General features: G+C 42.8%; 15 protein-coding genes. 8 read left to right on the forward strand and 7 right to left on the reverse strand.

The window, feature by feature from the left end:
• Window positions 1-296: 296 nt before the first annotated feature.
• Window positions 297-4637: an Rne/Rng family ribonuclease gene (locus JMX89_RS11810; RefSeq protein ID WP_201532328.1), complete on the forward strand. Its 4341-nt coding sequence runs from the start codon at window positions 297-299 to the stop codon at window positions 4635-4637.
• 124 nt (window positions 4638-4761) lie between these two features.
• Here JMX89_RS11810 and JMX89_RS11815 read toward each other — a convergent pair whose 3' ends face one another.
• On the reverse strand, window positions 4762-5685 hold the full coding sequence (locus JMX89_RS11815) for a DUF808 domain-containing protein (protein ID WP_201532327.1): 924 nt from the start codon (window positions 5683-5685) through the stop codon (window positions 4762-4764).
• Window positions 5686-6100: 415 nt separating this feature from the next.
• On the opposite strand from JMX89_RS11815, the gene JMX89_RS11820 reads away from it, so the two are divergent.
• The 5 genes from JMX89_RS11820 to JMX89_RS11840 all read left to right on the forward strand — a co-directional run bounded on the left by JMX89_RS11820 (window position 6101) and on the right by JMX89_RS11840 (window position 11835).
• The gene (locus JMX89_RS11820) at window positions 6101-6958 is read left to right on the forward strand and encodes a DsbC family protein (RefSeq protein WP_201532326.1); all 858 of its coding nucleotides are present in this window, start codon (window positions 6101-6103) and stop codon (window positions 6956-6958) included.
• 214 nt (window positions 6959-7172) lie between these two features.
• Window positions 7173-8519, forward strand: coding sequence for a homoserine dehydrogenase (locus JMX89_RS11825; RefSeq protein ID WP_201551632.1), 1347 nt, complete (start codon window positions 7173-7175; stop codon window positions 8517-8519).
• A 58-nt stretch (window positions 8520-8577) separates the two neighbouring features.
• Complete coding sequence (locus JMX89_RS11830) at window positions 8578-9759, forward strand: thiolase family protein (protein WP_201551634.1); 1182 nt, start codon at window positions 8578-8580, stop codon at window positions 9757-9759.
• Window positions 9760-10146: 387 nt separating this feature from the next.
• Window positions 10147-10995 (forward strand): DUF2382 domain-containing protein, encoded by an 849-nt coding sequence (locus tag JMX89_RS11835; protein WP_020442634.1) that lies wholly within the window; start codon window positions 10147-10149, stop codon window positions 10993-10995.
• 171 nt (window positions 10996-11166) lie between these two features.
• On the forward strand, window positions 11167-11835 hold the full coding sequence (locus JMX89_RS11840) for a YsnF/AvaK domain-containing protein (protein ID WP_020442633.1): 669 nt from the start codon (window positions 11167-11169) through the stop codon (window positions 11833-11835).
• A 94-nt stretch (window positions 11836-11929) separates the two neighbouring features.
• Here JMX89_RS11840 and JMX89_RS11845 read toward each other — a convergent pair whose 3' ends face one another.
• Both JMX89_RS11845 and secA read right to left on the reverse strand, forming a co-directional pair.
• Window positions 11930-12454: a hypothetical protein gene (locus JMX89_RS11845; RefSeq protein WP_201551636.1), complete on the reverse strand. Its 525-nt coding sequence runs from the start codon at window positions 12452-12454 to the stop codon at window positions 11930-11932.
• A 182-nt stretch (window positions 12455-12636) separates the two neighbouring features.
• Window positions 12637-15417 carry a preprotein translocase subunit SecA gene (secA, locus tag JMX89_RS11850; RefSeq protein WP_201551638.1) on the reverse strand — a complete coding sequence of 927 codons (2781 nt, stop codon included), beginning with the start codon at window positions 15415-15417 and terminating at the stop codon, window positions 12637-12639.
• Between the two features lie 398 nt (window positions 15418-15815).
• Here secA and mutS point away from each other — a divergent pair, with 398 nt between their 5' ends.
• Together mutS and fdxA are read left to right on the forward strand one after the other, a co-directional pair.
• Window positions 15816-18899 carry a DNA mismatch repair protein MutS gene (gene mutS, locus JMX89_RS11855; protein WP_201551641.1) on the forward strand — a complete coding sequence of 1028 codons (3084 nt, stop codon included), beginning with the start codon at window positions 15816-15818 and terminating at the stop codon, window positions 18897-18899.
• Between the two features lie 92 nt (window positions 18900-18991).
• Window positions 18992-19315 carry a ferredoxin FdxA gene (gene fdxA, locus JMX89_RS11860; protein WP_201551643.1) on the forward strand — a complete coding sequence of 108 codons (324 nt, stop codon included), beginning with the start codon at window positions 18992-18994 and terminating at the stop codon, window positions 19313-19315.
• A 307-nt stretch (window positions 19316-19622) separates the two neighbouring features.
• Here the strand turns inward: fdxA and JMX89_RS11865 are convergent, their stop codons facing one another.
• From JMX89_RS11865 to JMX89_RS11880, 4 genes are all read right to left on the reverse strand, one after another.
• Window positions 19623-20150 (reverse strand): pilin, encoded by a 528-nt coding sequence (locus tag JMX89_RS11865; protein ID WP_201551645.1) that lies wholly within the window; start codon window positions 20148-20150, stop codon window positions 19623-19625.
• Between the two features lie 315 nt (window positions 20151-20465).
• The gene (locus tag JMX89_RS11870) at window positions 20466-20885 is read right to left on the reverse strand and encodes a type IV pilin protein (RefSeq protein WP_201551647.1); all 420 of its coding nucleotides are present in this window, start codon (window positions 20883-20885) and stop codon (window positions 20466-20468) included.
• Window positions 20885-21484 (reverse strand): prepilin-type N-terminal cleavage/methylation domain-containing protein, encoded by a 600-nt coding sequence (locus tag JMX89_RS11875; protein WP_320157817.1) that lies wholly within the window; start codon window positions 21482-21484, stop codon window positions 20885-20887. The genes JMX89_RS11870 and JMX89_RS11875 overlap by 1 nt, the downstream gene beginning before the upstream one ends.
• A 160-nt stretch (window positions 21485-21644) precedes the next feature.
• Window positions 21645-21872 carry a hypothetical protein gene (locus JMX89_RS11880; RefSeq protein WP_201551649.1) on the reverse strand — a complete coding sequence of 76 codons (228 nt, stop codon included), beginning with the start codon at window positions 21870-21872 and terminating at the stop codon, window positions 21645-21647.
• Window positions 21873-21931 lie beyond the last annotated feature (59 nt).

Genomic DNA, 21931 nt, shown 5'->3' on the forward strand with positions numbered 1-21931 from the left:
CAATATGGTTCAAAATACTGATAATAAACGATCACTAACCTGCTTATGCATTAATCGCTATAACAAGCCTGCTTATATTAAGATATAGACTTACACCCTATACCTTCTATATTGAAGTTACTATCACTGGTCCAAAGTTAAGCTTTCGAAACGCGTTTCTGCGCTTTATTAATGCCATGCTTTATGTTCTTTCGTTAATTTATATCTGTTTATGCTGATTTTGTTATTAGCAAGTACTTGCCACTTTACCCTAAAGCCTGTCTTTTCGTTATTATGCGTACTCATAGGATACTATTATGAAACGCATTTTAATCAACGCCACCCAAAACGAAGAGATTCGTGTTGCCCTCTGTAAAGGCAATCATCTATACGATTTCGATCTCGAAAACCGTACCCGCGAACAAAAAAAATCTAATATCTATAAAGGTCATGTGACCCGTGTCGAGCCCTCGCTTGAAGCGGTATTTGTCGAATATGGCTCACAGCGTCAAGGCTTCTTGCCGATTCGTGAAATCTCTGCCGAATATTTAAGCGGAAATCCACGTGATGAGAACATCAAAAAGCTGATCAAAGAAGGTGACGAGCTCATCGTCCAAGTTGAAAAAGAAGAGCGCGGCAATAAAGGCGCTGCCCTTTCAACTTATGTGTCATTGGCTGGTCGTTATCTGGTATTAATGCCAAACAATCCTCGCGGCGGTGGCATCTCGCGTCAAATCTCAGGCAAGCTGCGTGAAGATATGAAACGTATGCTTGGCAGCTTAGATCTGCCAAAAGGCATGAGTGTCATCATACGTACTGCTGGTATTGGTAAAACCCAAGAAGACTTGCAGCACGATTTAAATCATTTGCTAAACATCTGGCAAGCCATTCAAGAACAAAACCAAAAATATCCATCACCGCGCCTAGTGCATCAAGAAGCGGGCGTCGTTACGCGTGCTGTCCGTGACTATCTACGTGATGACATCTCTGAGATTTGGATTGATAACGAAAATGCTTATATTGAAGCGGCGGGATTTATCGATGCTGTGATGCCAAAACAGGCTGAAAAACTACGCAAATATACCGATTATGAGCCGATGTTTTCGCGCTTTAATATTGAAAAACAGATTGAAACCGCCTATCAGCGTGAAGTTCGCCTACCATCAGGTGGCTCAATTGTTATCGATCAGACAGAAGCATTGGTATCTATCGATATCAACTCTGCTAAGTCTACTAAAGGTTCAGACGTTGCTGAAACCGCTTACCATACCAATCTAGAAGCCGCCGATGAGATTGCCCGTCAATTGCGCCTTCGCGATATGGGCGGTTTGATTGTCATTGATTTCATTGATATGAATGATAACAAGCATCAAAAAGAAGTTGAAAAACGTCTGATTGATGCCACTAAATATGACCGTGCCCGCGTTCAGTTTGGTGATATTTCCAAGTTTGGTTTGATGGAAATGAGCCGTCAGCGCCTGCGTCCGTCATTAGAAGAATCAACTGGTTATATCTGCCCACGCTGTCATGGTAATGGCATGATTCGTGACCTGCGTTCATTGTCATTATCTATCATGCGTCAGATCGAGCAAATCGCGCTAAAAGAGCGTCAAGGTGAAGTTCAAGCAGAAGTACCGACTGATATCGCAGCGTTTTTGCTGAATGAGAAACGCGACAGCTTGGTCTATCTTGAGCAAGACAGTGGTACGCGTATCACTATTTTGCCGCATGCGCATTTAGAATCGCCAAACTTTAAACTTCACTTTAATCGCGATGGCTTTGCTCCATCAAGCTACGAGCGTATCACCGATACTCAGCTGCAAGAACATAGCGAGCTTGGCTACAACGTTGACTGGCAAACGGCTGAAAAAGAGCGCCCTGAGCAGCAGCCAACTCGACAGCCTCGTCAAGCTGCGGATAAAAATAGCAGCGATCAAGCGCAGGCTCGTCCTAACGCCCAGCAAAGTACGCCTACGCAGCAGCAACAGAATAGCACCAGTCATAGCAATGAACATCGCAGTAATAACAATAGTAGCAATGTGACATCAGCACGTGCGTCACAGGCTCAAGAGACTCCAAGCGCTCAAAACCCTCAGAGCTCTCAAAACATTGTGACCCCATCAGCGCCAGTAGCACCACAACCTACTGCTATTGCCGCTGCACAGCCGCAAGCAGTTGCTTGGTTGTCTAATTTATTTGCGCAAGCACCGCAAGCTCAAACCACATCAAGTGTTAGTAGTCGAGATGCTGCTGAAGCTATTGAAGCATTGGTTAATACCGGAGCACAAAGTCTAGGCTCGTTTGGCCAAGTGGATAATACGGCTTTAGCGAACAATGACAATAGTCAAAATACTGCAACGCCTCAGCCAGCAACTAATCAGCAAAGTAGTGATGAGCAAAATCGTCAATTGACACGTTCTGCTGAGAGTAGTACTGATGATAGCAGCGACGCTGAAGAAAGAAGAAGACGTAAACCACGCAAATCAAGACCATCTAAGCCGCGTCAAAGAAAAGAGCAGGCAGATGAAACTGAGAATAGCGCCACTAGCAATACGACTGACAGCAGCGCTAGCACTGATGACAAAGCTAACAATCAAGATAAACGTCAGCAGGATAATAGACGTCATAACGATCGTAATCGCAACAATCGCCAAGACAATAATCGTAATACAAATGAAGACAACGCTAATCCGACCAGTGTTAATGCAACCAGTGTCAGCGACAGCAGTCGTTCTGACAGCTCTGATAATGTAGTAGAAGAGCAAACTCGTACTAAGCGCAAATCGAACAGTCAACGTGGATCACGTGGCAAGCTTGAGCGCGGTGAAACTTTAACGGCAGCTGACTCTAAGCAAAACAATCAGCAAGCCTCTAAAAATGCTAACAGCAACAAACACCATTCTAATGCGCGTCGCAACCAAGACCCTAATGAAGTAGTATTACAGGTGAATGAAGCTGCTAGTGAGCTCAAATCACCAGAAGTGGTACATTTGTCATTAGATGATAGCAAGTCTGCATCACGCCAAGCGACTCACAAGCAAGCAGTAATTGAAAGTGATACTGATGCTGAAAAAGAGCGTTCAGAGAATAATAATGAGCAGCGTGCGGATAAGCAAAAGTCAGTCGATAACAAACCAGCTCAACAAACTGCTAAAACGATTGATACCAGCAGCGTTGCATCTGATAACACACAACAAAGTAGCGTCCAAGCTGAAACTTCCGAAAAAGTCTCTGCACAAGTCAATACTACTCAGATCGATCAAGTAGAAAAAAGCGCTAATCCCAACAAAGCGGATCAACCTACTTCGAAAGAAGACGATAAAAGCGGCGATAAAATTAGTAGCCACAAACCTGCTGTAGATGAACGAGCTAATACAAAAATTAGCATAGACAGTGAAGCCGAGAATACTGCATCAACTCAAGAAGTGGTAGCGGTACAAGTAGAAAAGGCAGCGCCAATCGAAACCACTCAGAAGGCTCATGTTGCTGAAGATACTGCCGAAGAAAATGTGGTCGTGGATTCTAACGAAGTTGCTGCCGAGGATAGTAGCAGTCAGGCAGTACTTGAGCTTAGCCGTGATTCTTTATTTGCTGAACGCTACGTTGCGGCAAATAAGTTTGGTCAAGCCAGTAATGACCCACGCGTCGTACGTCTTCAACAGGTGCAAGCATCATTTGCTAAAGCGTCTCACGCAAATGAGCAAGATGTGCAAGTTAGTGAACGCGCGCCTACCATTCGTGGTACGGTTGGTGAATTTATCCGTGCAACCTTAGCAGAGGCAGAAAATCGCTTAGCGACAGACGGTGTCATCAGCTGCTTTAATGCTGCTATCGCTAAGCATCTAGAGCAGACGCTAGTTAAAGACAGCGCTGACAAGCAAGTGGCTATTAAACCAGTTGCTCATAGCGACTTTGACTTTAGTAACTACGGCTATCAGCCTTTAGCAGCGGACTACATTGCACGTTTTGAGTCAATGACAAAAGCCGTCAGTCAGTTTGCAGCGTCCCAAGGTAAAACCTCAGTAGAACCCCGTGCTATCAGTAAACGTGCTAGCAACGATCCACGTGGTCAGCATCCTGATTATAAAGAATCAGCGGTATTGGCGGTTACTGATGCGGCAAATAACGAGCCCGTTCAAACGGGCATCGATATTGATGCGCATGAAGTAGAAGCCGGTGCTCTGGTCAATCAAGCTCAAACAGATGCTGTCAGTGATCAAAGCAAGCAGTTATTAGATACTGAGCAAACATTAGCAGAAGTAGATGCAGTGCAAGCTCATATCGAAAGCACTGATATCGAAAGTATCAAAAGTGTCGAAAATGATGTACCTGAAATCAAAATGACCGACATCGACGCTGCTGAGGTTGCAAACGTTACTGTCGAGCAAAGTGAGACCGTACAAGATGCTGAATCAATAGTAGCGCCTTCTCTGAAAGACGACAGTCAAGCAGCCAAGTCAAAAACGACCATAGCCAGTTATAAAAACATGATTGAAAATGTGGCAGAGCAATTACTACCACAAAAAGGCATGTTCAACTTAACAACGCCTAAAGTACCAAAGGCTCGTGCCCGTAAGCCAAAAGCTGACCATAAAAAGCCGACGCAAGCTGAAAAACTTGAGTCAGATGATTCAGATAACTCAGATAGAGAGAGCTAATCGTAAGTTACCCTGTCTAAAAAGCAAAAGCCCCAAAGTTGTCAGCAACTTTGGGGCTTTTTTTATTTTCTATTTGATTGAATATAAGAGCTTATTTAATATTGTCGATTAATAACCAAAGCTATTAATGAGCAGCAGATTCATCCTTGTTGCGTATTTTACCAACAACCGTCAAGAGTGCAACGATGATCGCGCCAATAATAAAGCCAATAACACCATTCAATAATGCGGTAGTGAAACTTTCAAAAATACCGGTCAAATGGGCAATATCCTCAACACCATGATATAAGAAATTAATGCCATGCACTAAGATACCACCACCGACTAAGAACATCGCCAAGGTACCAGCGATAGATAGAAATTTCATTAATTTGGGCGCTGCGGCAAATAAAACCTTACCGACCTTTTGGGTAAATGCGCCTTCTTTTTCCATCATATGTAAACCAACATCATCAATCTTGACAATACCAGCAACCAGACCATAAATACCAACGGTAATACTAATCGCTAAAATAGACAGTACCAAACTGCGCTCTAGCAAAGTTGCGCTAGCAGTAGCACCCAGTGCAATCACAATAATTTCTGCTGATAAAATAAAATCGGTACGTATTGCTCCTTTGATTTTCTCTTTTTCAAAAGCAACCAAATCTACCTTTTCATCAGCATTGGCTTTGCGACGAGCTTCTTGCTCTTCATCATGCGGTAAAGCATGTGGCCAAAAGCGGTGGATGACTTTTTCGGCACCTTCATACACCAAAAACAACCCACCACACATCAATAAAAACGTAATTAATGGCGGGTAAATAGCGCTGATAAGTAACGCCGCTGGCACCAAGATAAGCTTATTAATAAATGAGCCTTTGGCAACCGCCCAAACAACGGGAAGCTCACGGTTTGCTTTGACGCCTGAGACCTGCTCAGCGTTAAGCGCTAAATCATCACCCAGTACCCCTGCTGTTTTTTTAGCAGCAAGTTTAGTCATGACTGAGACATCATCCAATATCACGCTGATATCATCAAGTAAGGTTAATAAACTGGCACCTGCCATAGTTGCTCCTTAAGCTAAATTGCTTCAATAAGTAAATTTTCAAATAACAGATGACTCTGTCATAAAATATGGTCAGTCACAAAACACAGTTATAAGCAGTAGCCTACCTAGACATAAAATGATATGAAATAGCACAAATGTATTTTATTTATATTTTCTTAACGAATAGCTACAAATTGTGTATTTAATAAGACCGTTATACAGGCTTTCGCTGTTATTTATAAAAATATGCTAATATGAGGCTGATTATTAGTTATCTTTTGTTATCAATAAACTGTAAAAATTTATTACCTCTTATGGCTCGATCTAGTCATCATGTTAGATCAAAATATGTTAGATCAAAATTCCAAAAAATCTTCATTACCTTTTGCTATCAAAATCTTGATTAGGCATGACTGCCTAAAGGAAACATCCTATGTTCTTAGCGCCTTTTTCTAAAACCAATCTCAACCGTGATACATTTTCTCGCAGTCCTCTTACTCGTGTTATGAGTGCTGCCTTGCTGGTTATCGTTGCAGCTGGCTGCTCTAATAATGCAGCAGATGCGACCAGCAATACAGATCTTGTCAATAGCAGCAAAGCCAAAACGAGTACTGCTGCGGTTTCTAAGGACAGCGATGCTAAAGTAGTAAAGTCTTTGCAAGCCAATTTAAAGGCTTCTGGCATTGAAGAGACTATTCTCTCAGCTGTACCAACCGATATGACTGGTATTTATTGGGTGACAGCTGAAGGATTGCCTTCTTTTTTTACGGATAAGGCGGGCAAGCATATTATTCAAGGGCAAATCATCGCGGTTGGTGCAGAAGCGCCTGTAGATATTAGTGCCGCGTTGTTGGCCAGTACTGCCCAAGAAGCGTTAAAAGCAGTCGACAAAAAAGACATGGTTATTTATCCAGCAAAAGGCGCGACTAAAGCTGTGGTTTACGCCTTTACAGATGCAGATTGTGGTTATTGCCGTAAATTGCATGAAGAGATGGATGATATTAATACACGTGGCATCGAGGTACGTTATTTGGCATGGCCACGTAGCCAAGAATCAGTGCCAAAAATGGAAGCTATTTGGTGTAGTCAAGATCGTAAGGCGGCAATGAATCAGGGGAAAGCTGGCGCCGATGTGCAAGCGCCTAGCTGTGCCAATCCTGTACAAGAACAGATGGCATTAGGGGCAAAACTTGGTGTGCGAGGTACGCCCGCTATCTTTACTGAAGCAGGACAGCAAGTAGGCGGCTATCTACCTGCAGCTCAATTGGCAGAAGCAGTTGGTGCTAACTAAAAACGGTTATATGATTTAAGTATTTGTGATATGTATGACGGTGGCGACATTGTGTAGACGTCACAACTGCTTATCGGTATGATAGGATAAAGCGCTAGGCAAACTTAGCCATATAATTTCTATATAAGCGCTTATTTATGTTAGTGATTCTTGTAGTTTCAAGATCTTTCATAGCAGCGTTTTTTATCCCACTATTTAATCTCTTGAGGATCCTGTGAGCAAATCCATCAAACTAGCGATACTTGGTTTAGGCACCGTCGGAACGGGCGTGGTCAATCTAATCAATGATAATTTAGATGAACTAAAACGTCGTAGCGGACGCGACATTGTGATTACCGAAGTTGGTATTCGTCGTCAGCGTGATGACATTAATCCCAATATTATGCAAAACAGTGATTTGATGGCAACCGCTGCCAGTGACAATGTCGATATTGTTATCGAATTGATTGGCGGTACGACCCTTGCAAAAGACGTTATTATGCACGCTATCAAAAATGGCAAGCATGTGGTGACCGCCAATAAAGCGTTATTGGCTGAGCATGGCAATGAGATTTTTGCTTTTGCTGAGCAGCATAATGTTCATGTCGCCTATGAAGCAGCTGTAGCAGGTGGTATTCCAATTATTAAGGTCATGCGTGAAGGTTTAGCTGCCAATAAAATTGATTGGCTAGCGGGTATCATTAATGGTACGGGCAACTTTATCATGACAGAGATGCGCGATAAAGGTCGCCCTTTTTCCGATGTATTGAGCGAGGCGCAAGCACTTGGTTATGCTGAAGCCGACCCTACTTTTGACGTTGAAGGTATCGATGCGGCACACAAGCTGGCGCTACTTGCCTCTATCGCCTTTGGTATTCCATTGCAGTTTGACAAAGTCTACTGTGAAGGTATTACCGGTATTACTTTGCAGGATGTCAATTACGCTGAAGAGCTTGGCTATCGTATTAAGCACTTGGGCTTTGCAGTTCGCCGTGCAGGAAATGGCAGCGGGGACGACAGCGCCGGTATTGAGCTGCGTGTACACCCAACGCTGATTCCACAGAACGCCCTACTTGCTAATGTTAATGGCGTAAAGAATGCCGTACTGGTGAACTCTCACCCTCTCGGTCAGACGTTATATTGCGGTGACGGCGCGGGTGCAGGCGCAACGGCTTCTGCAGTGATGGCAGATGTGATGGATTTAGTGCGTGTATTAGGATGTAAAGATGCTGACCAACAAAACAGCAATGGTCATCATGTACCGCACTTAGCCTTTATCCCTGAAAAATTGTCAGATACGCCGATATTGCGTGCTGAACAAATGATTACCGGATATTATTTACGTGTACATGCCTATGACAGTCCTGGAGTATTGGCAGATATTACCCGTATCTTGAGTGATGCCGGTATCAATATCGATGCTATTTTACAAAAACCGGCGCATAAGCTCGGGCAAGTGCCAGTGATTATTTTAACGCTGCCAGTGGTTGAGAGTCAGATGAATCTTGCCATCGAAAAAATCGAGAAGTTAGACACCATTACTGATAAAGTAGTACGCATACGCTTAGATGAGCTGGCGTAAAAATATGCTTTAATCAATCAAATATGTTGGATTAAAACACTCAAAAAAGGAAATAACAATGTCACATGATGCAATTGTAATCTTAAACGGCGCTCGCACCCCGATGGGCGGCTTCCAAGGCGCATTGACAGACATAAGCGCCACAGATTTGGGCGCAGCGGCTATCAAAGCAGCTGTTGAGCGTTCAGGCGTTAATGTTGATAATATTGATGAAGTTATTATGGGCTGTATCTTAACCGCAGGTTTGGGTCAAGGTCCTGCGCGTCAAGCGATGCGCAAAGCTGGCTTGTCTGATGCGACGGGTGCAGTTACCATCAATAAGCTGTGCGGCTCAGGTCTAAAAGCAGTTATGCAAGCTCATGACGGTATCAAAGCCGGAAGCTTTAAGGTTGCTATTGCTGGCGGTATGGAGTCGATGACCAATGCGCCTTATATCATGCCAGGTTCGCGTGGTGGCTATCGCATGGGACATAAAGAAGTCAAAGATCATATGTTCTTAGACGGTCTAGAAGATGCCGATACGGGCAAGCTAATGGGTCAATTTGCACAAGAAATGGCGGATGAAAAAGGCTATACGCGCGAACAAATGGATAATTTTGCTATTGAGTCGCTAAATCGTGCACTTACAGCGATCAAAGACAATCATTTCAAAGATGAGATTGAACCAGTTACGTTCAAAACTCGTAAAGGCGAACAAACGGTTGATACCGATGAGCAGCCTGCCCTTGCTAATGCTGAGCGCATCCCTACTTTGCGTCCTGCCTTTGCAAAAGACGGTACCATCACCGCAGCAAACGCCAGCTCTATTTCAGACGGTGCTGCAGCTGTTGTATTGATGAAAGAGTCACAAGCCAAAGAAGAAGGTCTAGAGTATCAAGCGCGTATCATTGCGACTGCCTCTAATTCTCGTCATCCAAGCGAGTTCACTATTGCCCCTGTTGGCGCAATTGAAAAAGTATTGGCGAGTGCTAGCTGGTCAGTCGCTGATGTCGATTTATGGGAAATCAATGAAGCATTTGCCATGGTTACGATGGCAGCAATGGATGAGCTAAACATCGAACATGCTAAAGTAAACATAGAAGGCGGTGCTTGTGCCCTTGGTCATCCAGTGGGCTGTTCAGGCGCTCGTATCCTAGTGACGCTTATTAACTCTCTAAAGCGTACTGGTGGCAAAAAAGGCGTTGCTACACTATGTATCGGTGGCGGCGAAGCAGTAGCAGTAGCAATCGAATTGGCTTAAACTATTTTAAAATGATCGGTATGCTGTAAATATTTAGCTTATTATTAGAATCTAAAACCGCATTGCTTTGAGCAATGCGGTTTTTTTATATCAAAATATTAACACCCGTCTGCTTAAACGTATTAGCGTAGGAAAGCCTTAACTTAAAGGTTATATAGTGATTATGCTCTTTACAGCCTATTACACACCCTTACGTCAAGCGCACACTTTGCTACCTTGCTTATATATCTCGTGCCAAATCGTCCTGTTACGATAACAACAAGTCGAGATAGCGACTGGCTATAATAAATACTATTGATTGAACCGTTTATCTAATAACAGTTCATATAAGAATATCAATAAACCATTTTATAAAAAGAAATTTATTCATACAAAAGGAAGATAATAATGAGCCAACTTATTCGTTTAAGAGATATCCAAGCAACTCACCGTGATCTGATCGGCGATGATTATTATGACCCAACTGGCAAGACTGCTTTTGGTGTTAATGAAGAAAAAATCGGTAAAATCGAAGGCGCATTGGTAGAAGATACGACTGGTCGCATTCGTTACTTAATCGTCGATGCAGGTGGCTGGTTTAGCTCAAAAGAAGTATTGGTACCAGCAGGTTTAGCACGTATCGTTGGTGATGACGTATTCTTTGATAGCTTAACCAAATCGCAGGTCGAAGCGATGGAAGTCTATGACCATGATTATCAATATAGCTATAAAGAACAGTATGAAAGAGACCGTCAGGCATTTGTCGCTGACAGTATCCCAGAAGCTGAGCGTATGGAAATTGCCGATCATAATTACGATGCACCAAATACGTTAGAGCTATTAGAAGAACGTCTGACTGTTAATAAAGATCGTATTGTGGCAGGTTTGGTAAAAGTCGGTAAACATGTCGTGACTGAAGAGCGTAACGTCAATGTTGACTTGGAAGAAGAGCATGCCAATATTGAACGCACCAACGTTAATCGCCCAACTGAACGCCGTATCGGTGATATCGATGGCAATAATACGATCGAAGTTGAGCTAGAAGCTGAGCGTGCTCATGTCAATAAAGAGACCTATGTCACAGAAGAAGTGAATGTTGGTAAAACGACAGAGCGTCATACTGAGACTATCGTAGATACTATTCAACGTGAAGAGCTAGATGTCGATAATAATGGTAACGTGATTGATCGTGATGGCAATTTGTTTACCCGTGATGATATCACTGCTGAAGATGTACGCCGCGCTCGTGGTATGTAATAGGCTAGCCATTCGTATGCCTTTGTAATCTAAATAGTATTTGTGATATTGTTATATACTATTTAAATCAATACTATACGACAGCCATTAGCCACTGAGTGATTTGCTCAGTAGATAAGACCAGAGCTCGTCTCTGGTCTTTTTTTATATACAATAATAAGGACAACAACCATGAATGCTAATAATGAAAATAACTATCCTAATACCAACTATCCTGATTTTACCAATAATACCGCTAGTGGCACGCAAGATGATTTAACCTCATCTGACTTGTTATCATCTGATCATAGTCAGAAGCAAACAATAATAAGCAATCAACAAGAAAGTATTTCAGAAAATCTACCTGATACTAATAACAATAACGGTGGTTATCTAGAATTATTAGAAGAGCGCCCAGTAGTCAATAAAGAGCGCTTGGATGTTGGTAAAGTAACTGTCACCAAGCATTTTCGCACCAAAACTATTCAAGTACCTATTGAGCTGGTAGAAGAATATATCACGGTACGTACCGATTATCAGGATGCCGAAAGTCAGGATCTATTGTCAGGGAACTATGATGATAAAGACATATTGCGTCATGTGGAGCCTTCATTAGACAGTAAAGCCGTCGTTACTATCAATGGCACACAAGTTGAGATTGGCGATGCGCCTATTGAAATTGTCTTATCGCGTCAAATCGCAACCATTACTAAGGACACTTATGTTATCCAAGAAATAGCCATTGAAAAAACCACACATACGCATACTGACAGCATTGAAGTCGAACTCAAACATGAGGAACTCGATGTTACTGAAGAAGGGTTTTTGGCACATGAACAAAATACGGCTCATAAGAGATAAACTGTCGAATTTCGAATTTTGTGGAAAGCAAAAGCAAAAAAGCAACGCGAACGTTGCTTTTTTTATATTAAATTATCCATCAACGTTCTAGCCATTATTGAGTCTTTTTACATTCATAAGTAGTGACGTTAGTAGTGTCAGTGCCAGCGGTACGCATTACACCTGTTTCGCGATCTTTATGGGCTACGCGCCATTGTACAAAGCCTGTCGTCCCATCGATAGCCGTTGCGCCCTCAAATACTTCAGGATTGCTGGCTTCATTGGTTTTTGTCAAAGTGACAGTACCTTTAGCAGTTGCAAGTACCACTTGGCTATCCGTATCTTTATAAGTCGCTTCGACTTCTAGCTCAGGAGAGCACAAGTACGTTATTTGATTGACGCCAGTATTTACTGTAGCTACGGTATCATCTGCGACTTCGCTAGCGGGGGCATCTACGACTACATCACTTGGCTCTGCAGGTTCAGCAGACATAGGCACAGCCTGCTCTTCACTGATACTCTCTTCTAAACTTGGCTCTGTTTCTTGCTTTGGCTGACAGGCTGTTATAGACAAGGCTCCTGCCAATAATGCCGTAACAACCAAAGAGTGACGCCACTGTTTTAATAATGCTACATTCATCATGCTCTCCCAAATAATTATGCTAAACACTATAGCCTGTCCACAAATGCGCGCCTACATTGAATTTGTAAGTAATCAATACAATGTAGATGATATTTTTATTCAACCATCACTCCTCAGTGCATAAAAAAGTCCCTATCTATTTCGATAAGGACTTTTTAATTAAGGAATGTTAGCTAGGTTTAGATTTTGCCATGACATTGCTTATACTTAAGTGCTGAACCACATGGGCACGGGGCGTTACGGCTGATATTCATACCAGCATATGGGTCTGTATCATCGCTACTGCCCGCCATAGCACCTGCTACGCCAGCACCCGTAGCACCGCCAACGACATTGCGGCTTTGCACTGCTGCTCTTTCCACACCGCCGTCCATATTATCGATATCACTATGCTCAAACTGCATTTGCATATGAGCGGCATTTTCACGTTGCTGTATTTCTAACGCCTCTAGCTCTTCTTTGGTTGGGATATGCACACGTGATAAGTCTTGTACTGTTTCAGACTTGATCGCGCCAAGCATCATCTGGAACAGCTCAAATGATTCACGCTTATATTCCTGTTCAGGGTTTTTCTGTGCATAACCACGCAGATGAATACCTTTACGCAGCTGATCCATCTGGGTTAAATGCTCTTTCCAGTGCTTATCTAAACTTTGCAGCATAAAATGACGCTCAAGCTGGGCAGCATCTTTTTCGCCCATTTGCTCACGGCGACTGTGATAACGATCCAATGCTGTTTCGATGATCTTGGCTCGTAAGCCTTCTTCATCTAGGCGGCGATCTTCATCAAGCCAATCGTTAATGGGCATTGCAATCTTAAATTCGTTCTCAAGCTCATCCTCTAACCCATCGATATTCCACTGATCATCGATAGAGCCTGGCGGAATAAACTGGTTAATCATGGCATTATAGACTTCTTGATGCATGATTTTAATGGCCTCTAACAAATCCATCTCTGCCAACAAATCATCACGCTGACCATAGATGACTTTACGCTGATCATTGGCCACATCATCGTATTTCAGTAGGTTTTTACGCGCATCAAAATCACGACTTTCTACTTTACCTTGGGCGTTTTCAATCGACTTTGAGACCATTTTATGTTCAATGGCTTCGTCTTCTTTGAGACCCATGGCACGCATCATATTCACGACGCGGTCACCGGCGAAGATACGCATTAGGTCATCTTCAAGTGATAAGAAGAAACGTGACATCCCAGGATCACCTTGACGACCCGCACGACCACGCAACTGATTATCAATACGGCGTGATTCATGACGCTCAGAACCAATAATATGCAAACCACCAGCCGCAACGACTTGGTCATGCTTGATTTGCCATTGGGCTTTTAGACGCGCCATTTCGTCAGGGCTAACCGCATCAATATCTTCAATAAACGATTGCCAGTTACCGCCAAGGATAATATCGGTACCACGACCTGCCATATTGGTAGCAATCGTGACCGATTTTGGGCTACCTGCCTGAGCAATGATTTCAGCTTCACGCTCATGCTGCTTAGCGTTTAGCACATTATGCTTAACGCCTTCTTGATCGAGCAGATAAGACAATTCTTCACTGGCTTCAATCGTTGCCGTACCAACCAATACTGGCGCGCCTTTTGCTTGAATCTCTTGAATCTCGCGGATAATGCCTTTGTATTTGCCTAACTTGGTTAAGAAAATTTGGTCATCCATATCGACACGAGCAATCGGTTCATGCGTTGGAATCACAATGACATCTAAATCATAGGTTGATTTAAATTCTGCTGCTTCAGTATCAGCGGTACCCGTCATACCAGACAGTTTGTCATACAGACGGAAAAAATTCTGGAATGTGGTGGTTGCAAGGGTTTGATTTTCGGCTTGAATCTCAACATTTTCTTTGGCTTCAACGGCTTGATGCAGACCTTCTGACCAGCGGCGACCAGGCATGGTACGACCGGTGTTTTCATCAACGATAACCACTTCGCCGTCATCGACAATATAATGGATATTTTTCACAAAGACATGATGGGCGCGAATCGCTGCTTGTACGTGAGCCAATAATGGCAAACGGCTTGGGCTATAAAGACTTTCGTTTTCGCCAAGCTCGCCGACTTGGATTAAGAAGCGCTCAATCTTCTCATAGCCTTTTTCACTAATCTCAATCTGGCGATTTTTCTCATCAATCCAGAAATCTTCTTCTTCATTATTCTTATTGGCTTCTTCGTCTTTTGAGCGAATAAGCACAGGAATAATGGTATTAATCAGCGCATACATGCGTGATGAATCTTCAGCTTGACCCGAGATAATCAACGGCGTACGAGCTTCATCGATTAAAATAGAGTCAATTTCATCGATAATACAGAAGTTTAGCGGGCGCTGCTTTTTCTCTTTTAAACTAAAGACCATGTTATCGCGCAAATAATCAAAACCGTACTCGTTATTGGTACCGTAAGTGATATCCGCTTGATAAGCATTGACTTTTTCTTGTGGTGGTTGCTGCGAGTAAATCACGCCAACCGTCATGCCCAAAAAGCCAAATAAGGGACGGTTTAATTCCGCATCACGTGCCGCCAAATAATCGTTAACCGTCACCAAATGTACGCCTTTGCCACTGATGGCATTGAGGTACATCGCCAAGGTACCCATCAAGGTTTTACCCTCACCAGTTTTCATCTCAGCGATTTTGCCTTCGTGCAAGGTAATACCACCGATCAGCTGCACGTCATAGTGACGCATACCGTTAACCCGTAAAGACGCTTCACGACAAACCGCAAACGCTTCTGGCAATAAGGCATCTAGACTTTCGCCGCCTTGGTGTCTTGCTTTAAATTCTTCAGTTTTTTGTTGTAATTGCTCATCAGACAGGGCTTGTATCGCAGCCTCGTATGCGTTGATTTTGCTGACCACTTTGCGCATGCGTTTAAGCTCACGCTCATTTTTGGTGCCAACGACACTGCCTATAATCTTTGATAACATAATTTTTTGACCTATGGAAATATTCGATAATTAGTGCGCATGACAACGCTTTACTCGCTGTTTTTTTAATTATTTGGCTGGTTACTGTCCAATTTAAGACCGTCCAATAAAATATCGCCCAATTAAGTGTGACGTCATTATATATGGTTATGACGGCGATGGATACAAGGGCAGTTAGCAGATATTTGCCGACGTAAAAAGGTGATAGGACGTGTTAAAATAACACTTATAAACCTATGTTTTTCAATTTTTTTGCTTATTGCCAGCACACTTTTTAGATGATCTATTTTATTTTGAACCGATTATTATTAGCCTTTATATCTAAAGCCTTCTATCTAACCAAACTTATTTAAACACCCCTATTTAATAAATAAAAAAGACAACTTAAGAGATTCTGCATGCCAGTTAAACCTTCTGCTCAAAATAACAGTCCTAGTAAACCCACTTCAAAATCTGTGCCAGTTGACTCTGACTCATTAGTCATAGGTGATGCCATCTATCACTTGGCAGATCATACGCCGATGATGGTGCAATATCTCAATATGAAGGTTAACTATCCTCAAGCTTTGCTGTTATATCGGATGGGTGATTTTTACGAGTTATTTTTTGAGGATGCCAAACGCGCGGCACAGATATTGGACATTACTTTAACCCGTCGAGGTACAGATAAAGCAGGTAATACGATTGCGATGGCAGGTGTCCCTTTTCATGCTGCAGATAGTTATATGGCAAGATTGATCGCTGCTGGGCAAACCGTCGTTGTCTGTGAACAAATTGATGAATCAGCTACTGGCACTGACAATGCAAATAACCCGTCCAATGCTCCGACGATGGGCGATAAGCAGAAGAAAGATAAGAGCAAATCTACTGCTGGCACTATTATGCGCCGTGAAGTGGTCAAAACGCTGACCGCAGGGACTATTACTGACGATGCACTCATTGCGCCCAATCACACCCCGACTGTCGTCGCTATTGATATCGAGACTCCTAAATCGAACAGCAAACAACCTGTGCAAGCTGCCGTTAGCCAAATGGATTTAGCCGCTGGGACTTTGACGACGCAAACGATCAGCGCTAATCAAGATGATATTGAATCTTTACAAACCCAAATGCTCACGGTGCTGGCACGCTTTGCGCCAAGCGAATGTATTATTAGTGAAGCGCTGAGTGACAGTAATGGTGATATCAGCGAAGAGTGGCTGCTATGGCTACGTCAACATCTTAATTGCCCTATTATTGAAGTTGCGGGCAATGACTTCCACCGTGAGCATGCCAGCGAAACTTTGTGCCAACAGTTTGAGGTTCAGCGTCTTGATGGGCTTGGTATTAGCGATGCACCACTTGCCCAGGCTAGCTGTGCGGCGCTTATTCACTATGCACGACAAACCCAGCAGCGTCATGTACCACAAGTTAACCAGCTTATCGTCGAATATAATGATGACTATTTAATCATTGATGCCAATAGCCAGCAAAACCTTGAGCTATTTACGCCCGTTAGTAGTAATGGTACGTCATTAATATCGGTGCTCAATCATTGTCAAACGCCGATGGGTCGACGCTTACTCGTGCAGCAAATGAAACGCCCACTGCGTCAGCATTCGCGTATTAACTTGCGTTTAGATGCGATAACTAGCTTGTTAAATACTGATAAACAGTCTGAGCAATGCTCGGGAAATATCTTATTAGTTACCAGCTTGCGCGAAACCTTAAACGCCATCGGGGATATGGAACGTATCAGTAGTCGTATTGGGCTAATGAGCGCCAAGCCGCGTGACTTGCGCAAATTGGCTGATGGTATTGCTAGTAGCGCCCAGCTTACGACGCTACTGACGAATGCGGGTATCAGCCATGAGCAGGCAGGACTGTTGCCGATGTTAATGCAGCAATTGCCTGCGCAGTTACCTGCCGTACAATCCGTCGCCGAGCTTATTGAGCGAGCTATTATCGTAGAGCCACCGGCGCATATTCGTGATGGTGGCATGTTAGCCGCAGGCTATGATGCAGAGTTTGATCGCCTTACCCATTTGCATGACAATATCCAAGTAACACTGGATGAGATGGTAGAACGTGCGCGTCAAGAGAGCCAATTACCCAGCCTAAAAGTGGGTTTTAATAAGGTCAGCGGTTTTTATTTCGAGTTGCCTAAAATGCAGGCAAAGAATGCACCAACGCATTTTATCCGTCGGCAAACGCTGAAAAGTAGCGAGCGATTCATCACTGACGAGCTAAAAACAGTCGAAACTGAATATCTAAGCGCGCAAAGCTTAGCATTGACTCGCGAAAAGCAGCTGTATAATGAGCTATTGATACAATTAGGTAGCCATTTAGCTGAATTACAACAGCTTAGCGCTGCTATCGCCCAGATAGATGTCCTCAGTAATTGGGCGCAACTTGCGATCACTTATAACTGGCAGCGTCCAGTCATGAATAATAATTCGGAGAATACAGATAGCTCGAATACTGGCATTCAAACCAGTATCGATATCAAAGCAGGTCGTCATGTTGTTGTAGAAGCTGCATTAAATCCTATTCATACTCATCAAAATAATCCTGCGAAACATACTAGCCATTTTGTTGCTAACGATTGCGCATTAGGCAGTTATGAAAACCCTGAAAGACTGTTGATGATTACTGGCCCTAATATGGGTGGTAAATCAACCTATATGCGCCAAACCGCGCTGATTGTTTTACTCGCGCATTGTGGCAGCTTTGTACCAGCAGCGCGTGCACATATTGGTGATATCGACCGTATCTTTACCCGTATTGGCTCAGCTGATGATTTGGCGGGCGGTAAGTCAACCTTTATGGTGGAAATGATTGAAACCGCTAATATTCTCAATCAAGCGACCAATAAATCGCTAGTGCTGATGGATGAAGTGGGACGCGGTACAGCCACCACTGATGGCTTGGCAATCGCTCATGCTTGCGTTAATCGATTGGTAGAGATTGGCTGCCTGACATTATTTGCCACTCATTATTTTGAGCTGACAAAATTGGCGCAAAACCCTAAAGAAAGTAGTGGCAGTAATGGTAAGTTTATCCGTAATGTCCATGTCGCCGCCAGTGAGATCGACGGTCAACTGTTACTGCTGCATCAAATCAAAGATGGTGCGGCAAGCTCCAGCTTTGGATTACATGTGGCAAAAATGGCGGGTATCCCAACTCAAGTGCTTAATGATGCCAAGCGTTATTTAGTAGATAACTTAAGCATAGATAATCTAAAACCAGATAACGAAAGTATTGATGATGACAAAAATGAATTAGCTAAGTCGGTAAAGGATAAACGCCAGCAGACTTATGATAGTGATATAGAGAAATCAAACATCGGGAATCTTGATAAAAAACAAAGAAATACAGATATTCTACAACAAAATCAGCTATTTAGCGTACAAGATGAGCTACAGGCTATCGACCCTGACAGCCTAACACCAAAGCAAGCACATGATTTACTCTATCATTTGAAGGAAATCATTAGTTATTAAAGGGAATTGTTAAATTATCTCAAAAGCGCTAAAATGTGCCTTATTTTTCATCTATTCTATTTCGCTCAATCCAATAACAGGTAGACAGTACTATGACCTTTGTCGTTACAGAGAACTGCATTCTTTGCAAATACACCGACTGTGTGGAAGTCTGTCCTGTAGACTGCTTTTATGAAGGACCGAATTTCCTCGTCATCGATCCTGATGAGTGCATCGACTGCGCGTTATGCGAGCCTGAATGTCCTGCCAATGCGATATTCTCAGAAGATGAAGTACCAAAAGGGCAAGAAGTGTTTATTCAGCTAAACGAAGAGCTGGCGCAAAAATGGCCTAACATCACCGAGATGAAGGGCCAGCTGCCAGAAGCGGCAAAGTGGGATGGTGTCGAAGGGAAGATTCAGTATTTAGAGAAGTAGGTTGTTAATTAAAACTGCTCTTAAAAATTTAGAGGCTGTGGCATTTGCTCAGCCTTTTTGTTTGTTTGAATACTAACGTTAATGCATATCTCGTAGGCTGTGGCTTTAATCCAGCGTTTTACATTTTATAAATCTCCAAAAATTGACGCATTCAGGGTTTCACTTATTTTAAATACAAAAAAGCCAAACGTGATGTTTGGCTTTTTGATATGAAACGAGAATCTTTGTAGGCTGGGCATTTTGACCATCATGGTAACTTTGCATGATGTGAGTTGGGCTAGAAGCCCAGCCTACGCTTGCTACTTAATTAGTTACCACGGCAAGTTGCTGGTAGGTATTTAGCTTCAATAGTACCAGGACCACATCTCCAAGTATTAACAGTTTTACCTAAATCATTATTCGCACCAGTTCCTACCATTGCATTACCAGCAGCGTTCAAAGGTGTCAAAATGAAGGTCTTGCCTTCAGCGTCTCCTAGGCCTGAACCTGTAGTTGTTGTTACTGTAATAACACCATTTGCATCGGTGGCTACCGTTTCAGTATATTTAGTCGATGGATTTGCAACTTTTCCGTCACCTGCATCAGCAGCACTTTCCGCAACTGCTGCTTCACCAACTTCACAGCCAAAAGCATTGGCACCTGGTAAAGCTCCTCCAGATTGATAGGCTTCTGATACTGCTGTACGACAGGTAGATGCAGCCAATAAAGGCTCAGAAATTTTAGCACGTGTACTATAGTCCTGATAAGCAGGCAGTGCGATCGCAGCTAGGATACCGATAATGGCGATAACGATCATGAGTTCGATTAGGGTAAAACCTTTTTGAGCAGTGTTCATATGAACTCCTTTTGGGGTATATAAAGATAAATAGCAATTAGCCTGTTTTATCTTTAGGGATATAATAAATTTTTCTCTTGCTATAAAGCTTGCATTTATTATGCCAAAATTAAGAATGATCATTATTTTGGTTATTTAGTAAGCTTTAATCTCATAGCACCTCTAAATACAGCACTTTTTGCGCTTATATACGTTACAACTAGTAATTCATGTTACGCCAGTACTGCTAAAAATTGTCAGTATACCCATTATTAGTAGAGAAAGGTAATAGAAGCTGACGATTTTTGTCAGCTTCCATCTCTTTATGACGCTTTTCTACTCACTCCATTCTTTACCAGTACCACAGACACTACCTCGACATTTAATACCTTGATAATTCAAAGTTAGTGTACCGTCCTTAATTACTTGGCTATTAGGCTTAGGGGCGGCAGTAATTATCCATTTAGCAACGAGTGGATCCGTTATGGTCACATCATATAGCTGAGTGCCCTGCCTTGGGTATGCGGTAGCAAAATCTGTTTTGACACCTGCACTAATAGCACTATAACTACCTTGCGCCAGTTTACGGCTTTCGATTTCTGAGGCGATGTTTTGCATCTCACTCATCATATCAGTACGCTTAGTCTTGATGACATAGCGCTGATAGCTGGGATAAGCGATAGCCGCGAGCACACCGATGATGGCGACGACGATCATCAGCTCTATCAGTGTAAAGCCGTTGGTATTTTTTAGCATTACCACTCCTTTTGACCCGTACCGCAGCCTAAACTATCAATGTTATCAATCTCGATATCATTCGTATTTTGACAGCGTAACCCTTCGCTAGTTAGAACGAAATTATTAGCGTCTTTAGTAATACCAGTTTTGCTTTTTTCAGCCAGCATCTTCCATGAGCGTCCAATGGCGTTATCAACCGGATCATCAGCATCATTGCTAGTGACCAGTGACTTATCTGTATCCATGCCATCGACAAGAGTAATCTTATAGCGGTAGTTAGCGGCTGTACTACCGCTTGGTACATAAATAGTTTTATTGTCACTTTCTGCATAAGCATAGGTAACGTCATTGGTCGAGCTATTAATAACTTTCGGTTGAAACCCTTGATAGCTCAGTGCCCTTGCTCGCCACTGTTCCAGTTCTATCTCTAGTTGGAGCATCTTTGCCTGTGCCTCACGTTCTGCATTTTTGATCACATATTGTCGATAACTAGGAAGCGCAATCGCAGCGAGTATCGCAATGATTGCGACGACGACCATGAGCTCGATGAGCGTGAAGCCACGTACACTGGCATAAGCAGGCATGCTCGCCCTACTGTTAATATGCAGTTTTTTCATATGCAGTGCCTTATCGTCATTCATCTTATTATATGCCGCTATCTTTAAATGGCTTTTGCAGTTGCGATTGCGATTGCTATTATGCAAGCTCTCTTAGTTGGCACAGCTGTCACCACTGTTATCTAGTATCCTATTAACCATATACTGCCATTGCTATCATTTACTTTCCTTGAGTTTTCTCATACCACTCCTTGGGCTGTAAGGTATAGCGCTCATTGAATAAGTACTCAACTGCTGAGCCATCACCACCACTAGCCGCTCCAAGTTCAGAAAAGTTTTTTAGGCTTTGTGTCGCTTGATCATAGTATTTTCCGCTTGCATTACCAGCGTTATACTCAATACGATTATCTTTATTGATCCTATCTGCAATGGTTCTAGGGCGTGTCATCAATTAGCATAGATATTTCAGAATAAGCTATACTTAGATCGTATTTAGGAATTTGAGCT

It is taken from the genome of Psychrobacter sp. DD43 (assembly GCF_904846555.1).
GTDB classification, from domain to species: domain Bacteria; phylum Pseudomonadota; class Gammaproteobacteria; order Pseudomonadales; family Moraxellaceae; genus Psychrobacter; species Psychrobacter cryohalolentis.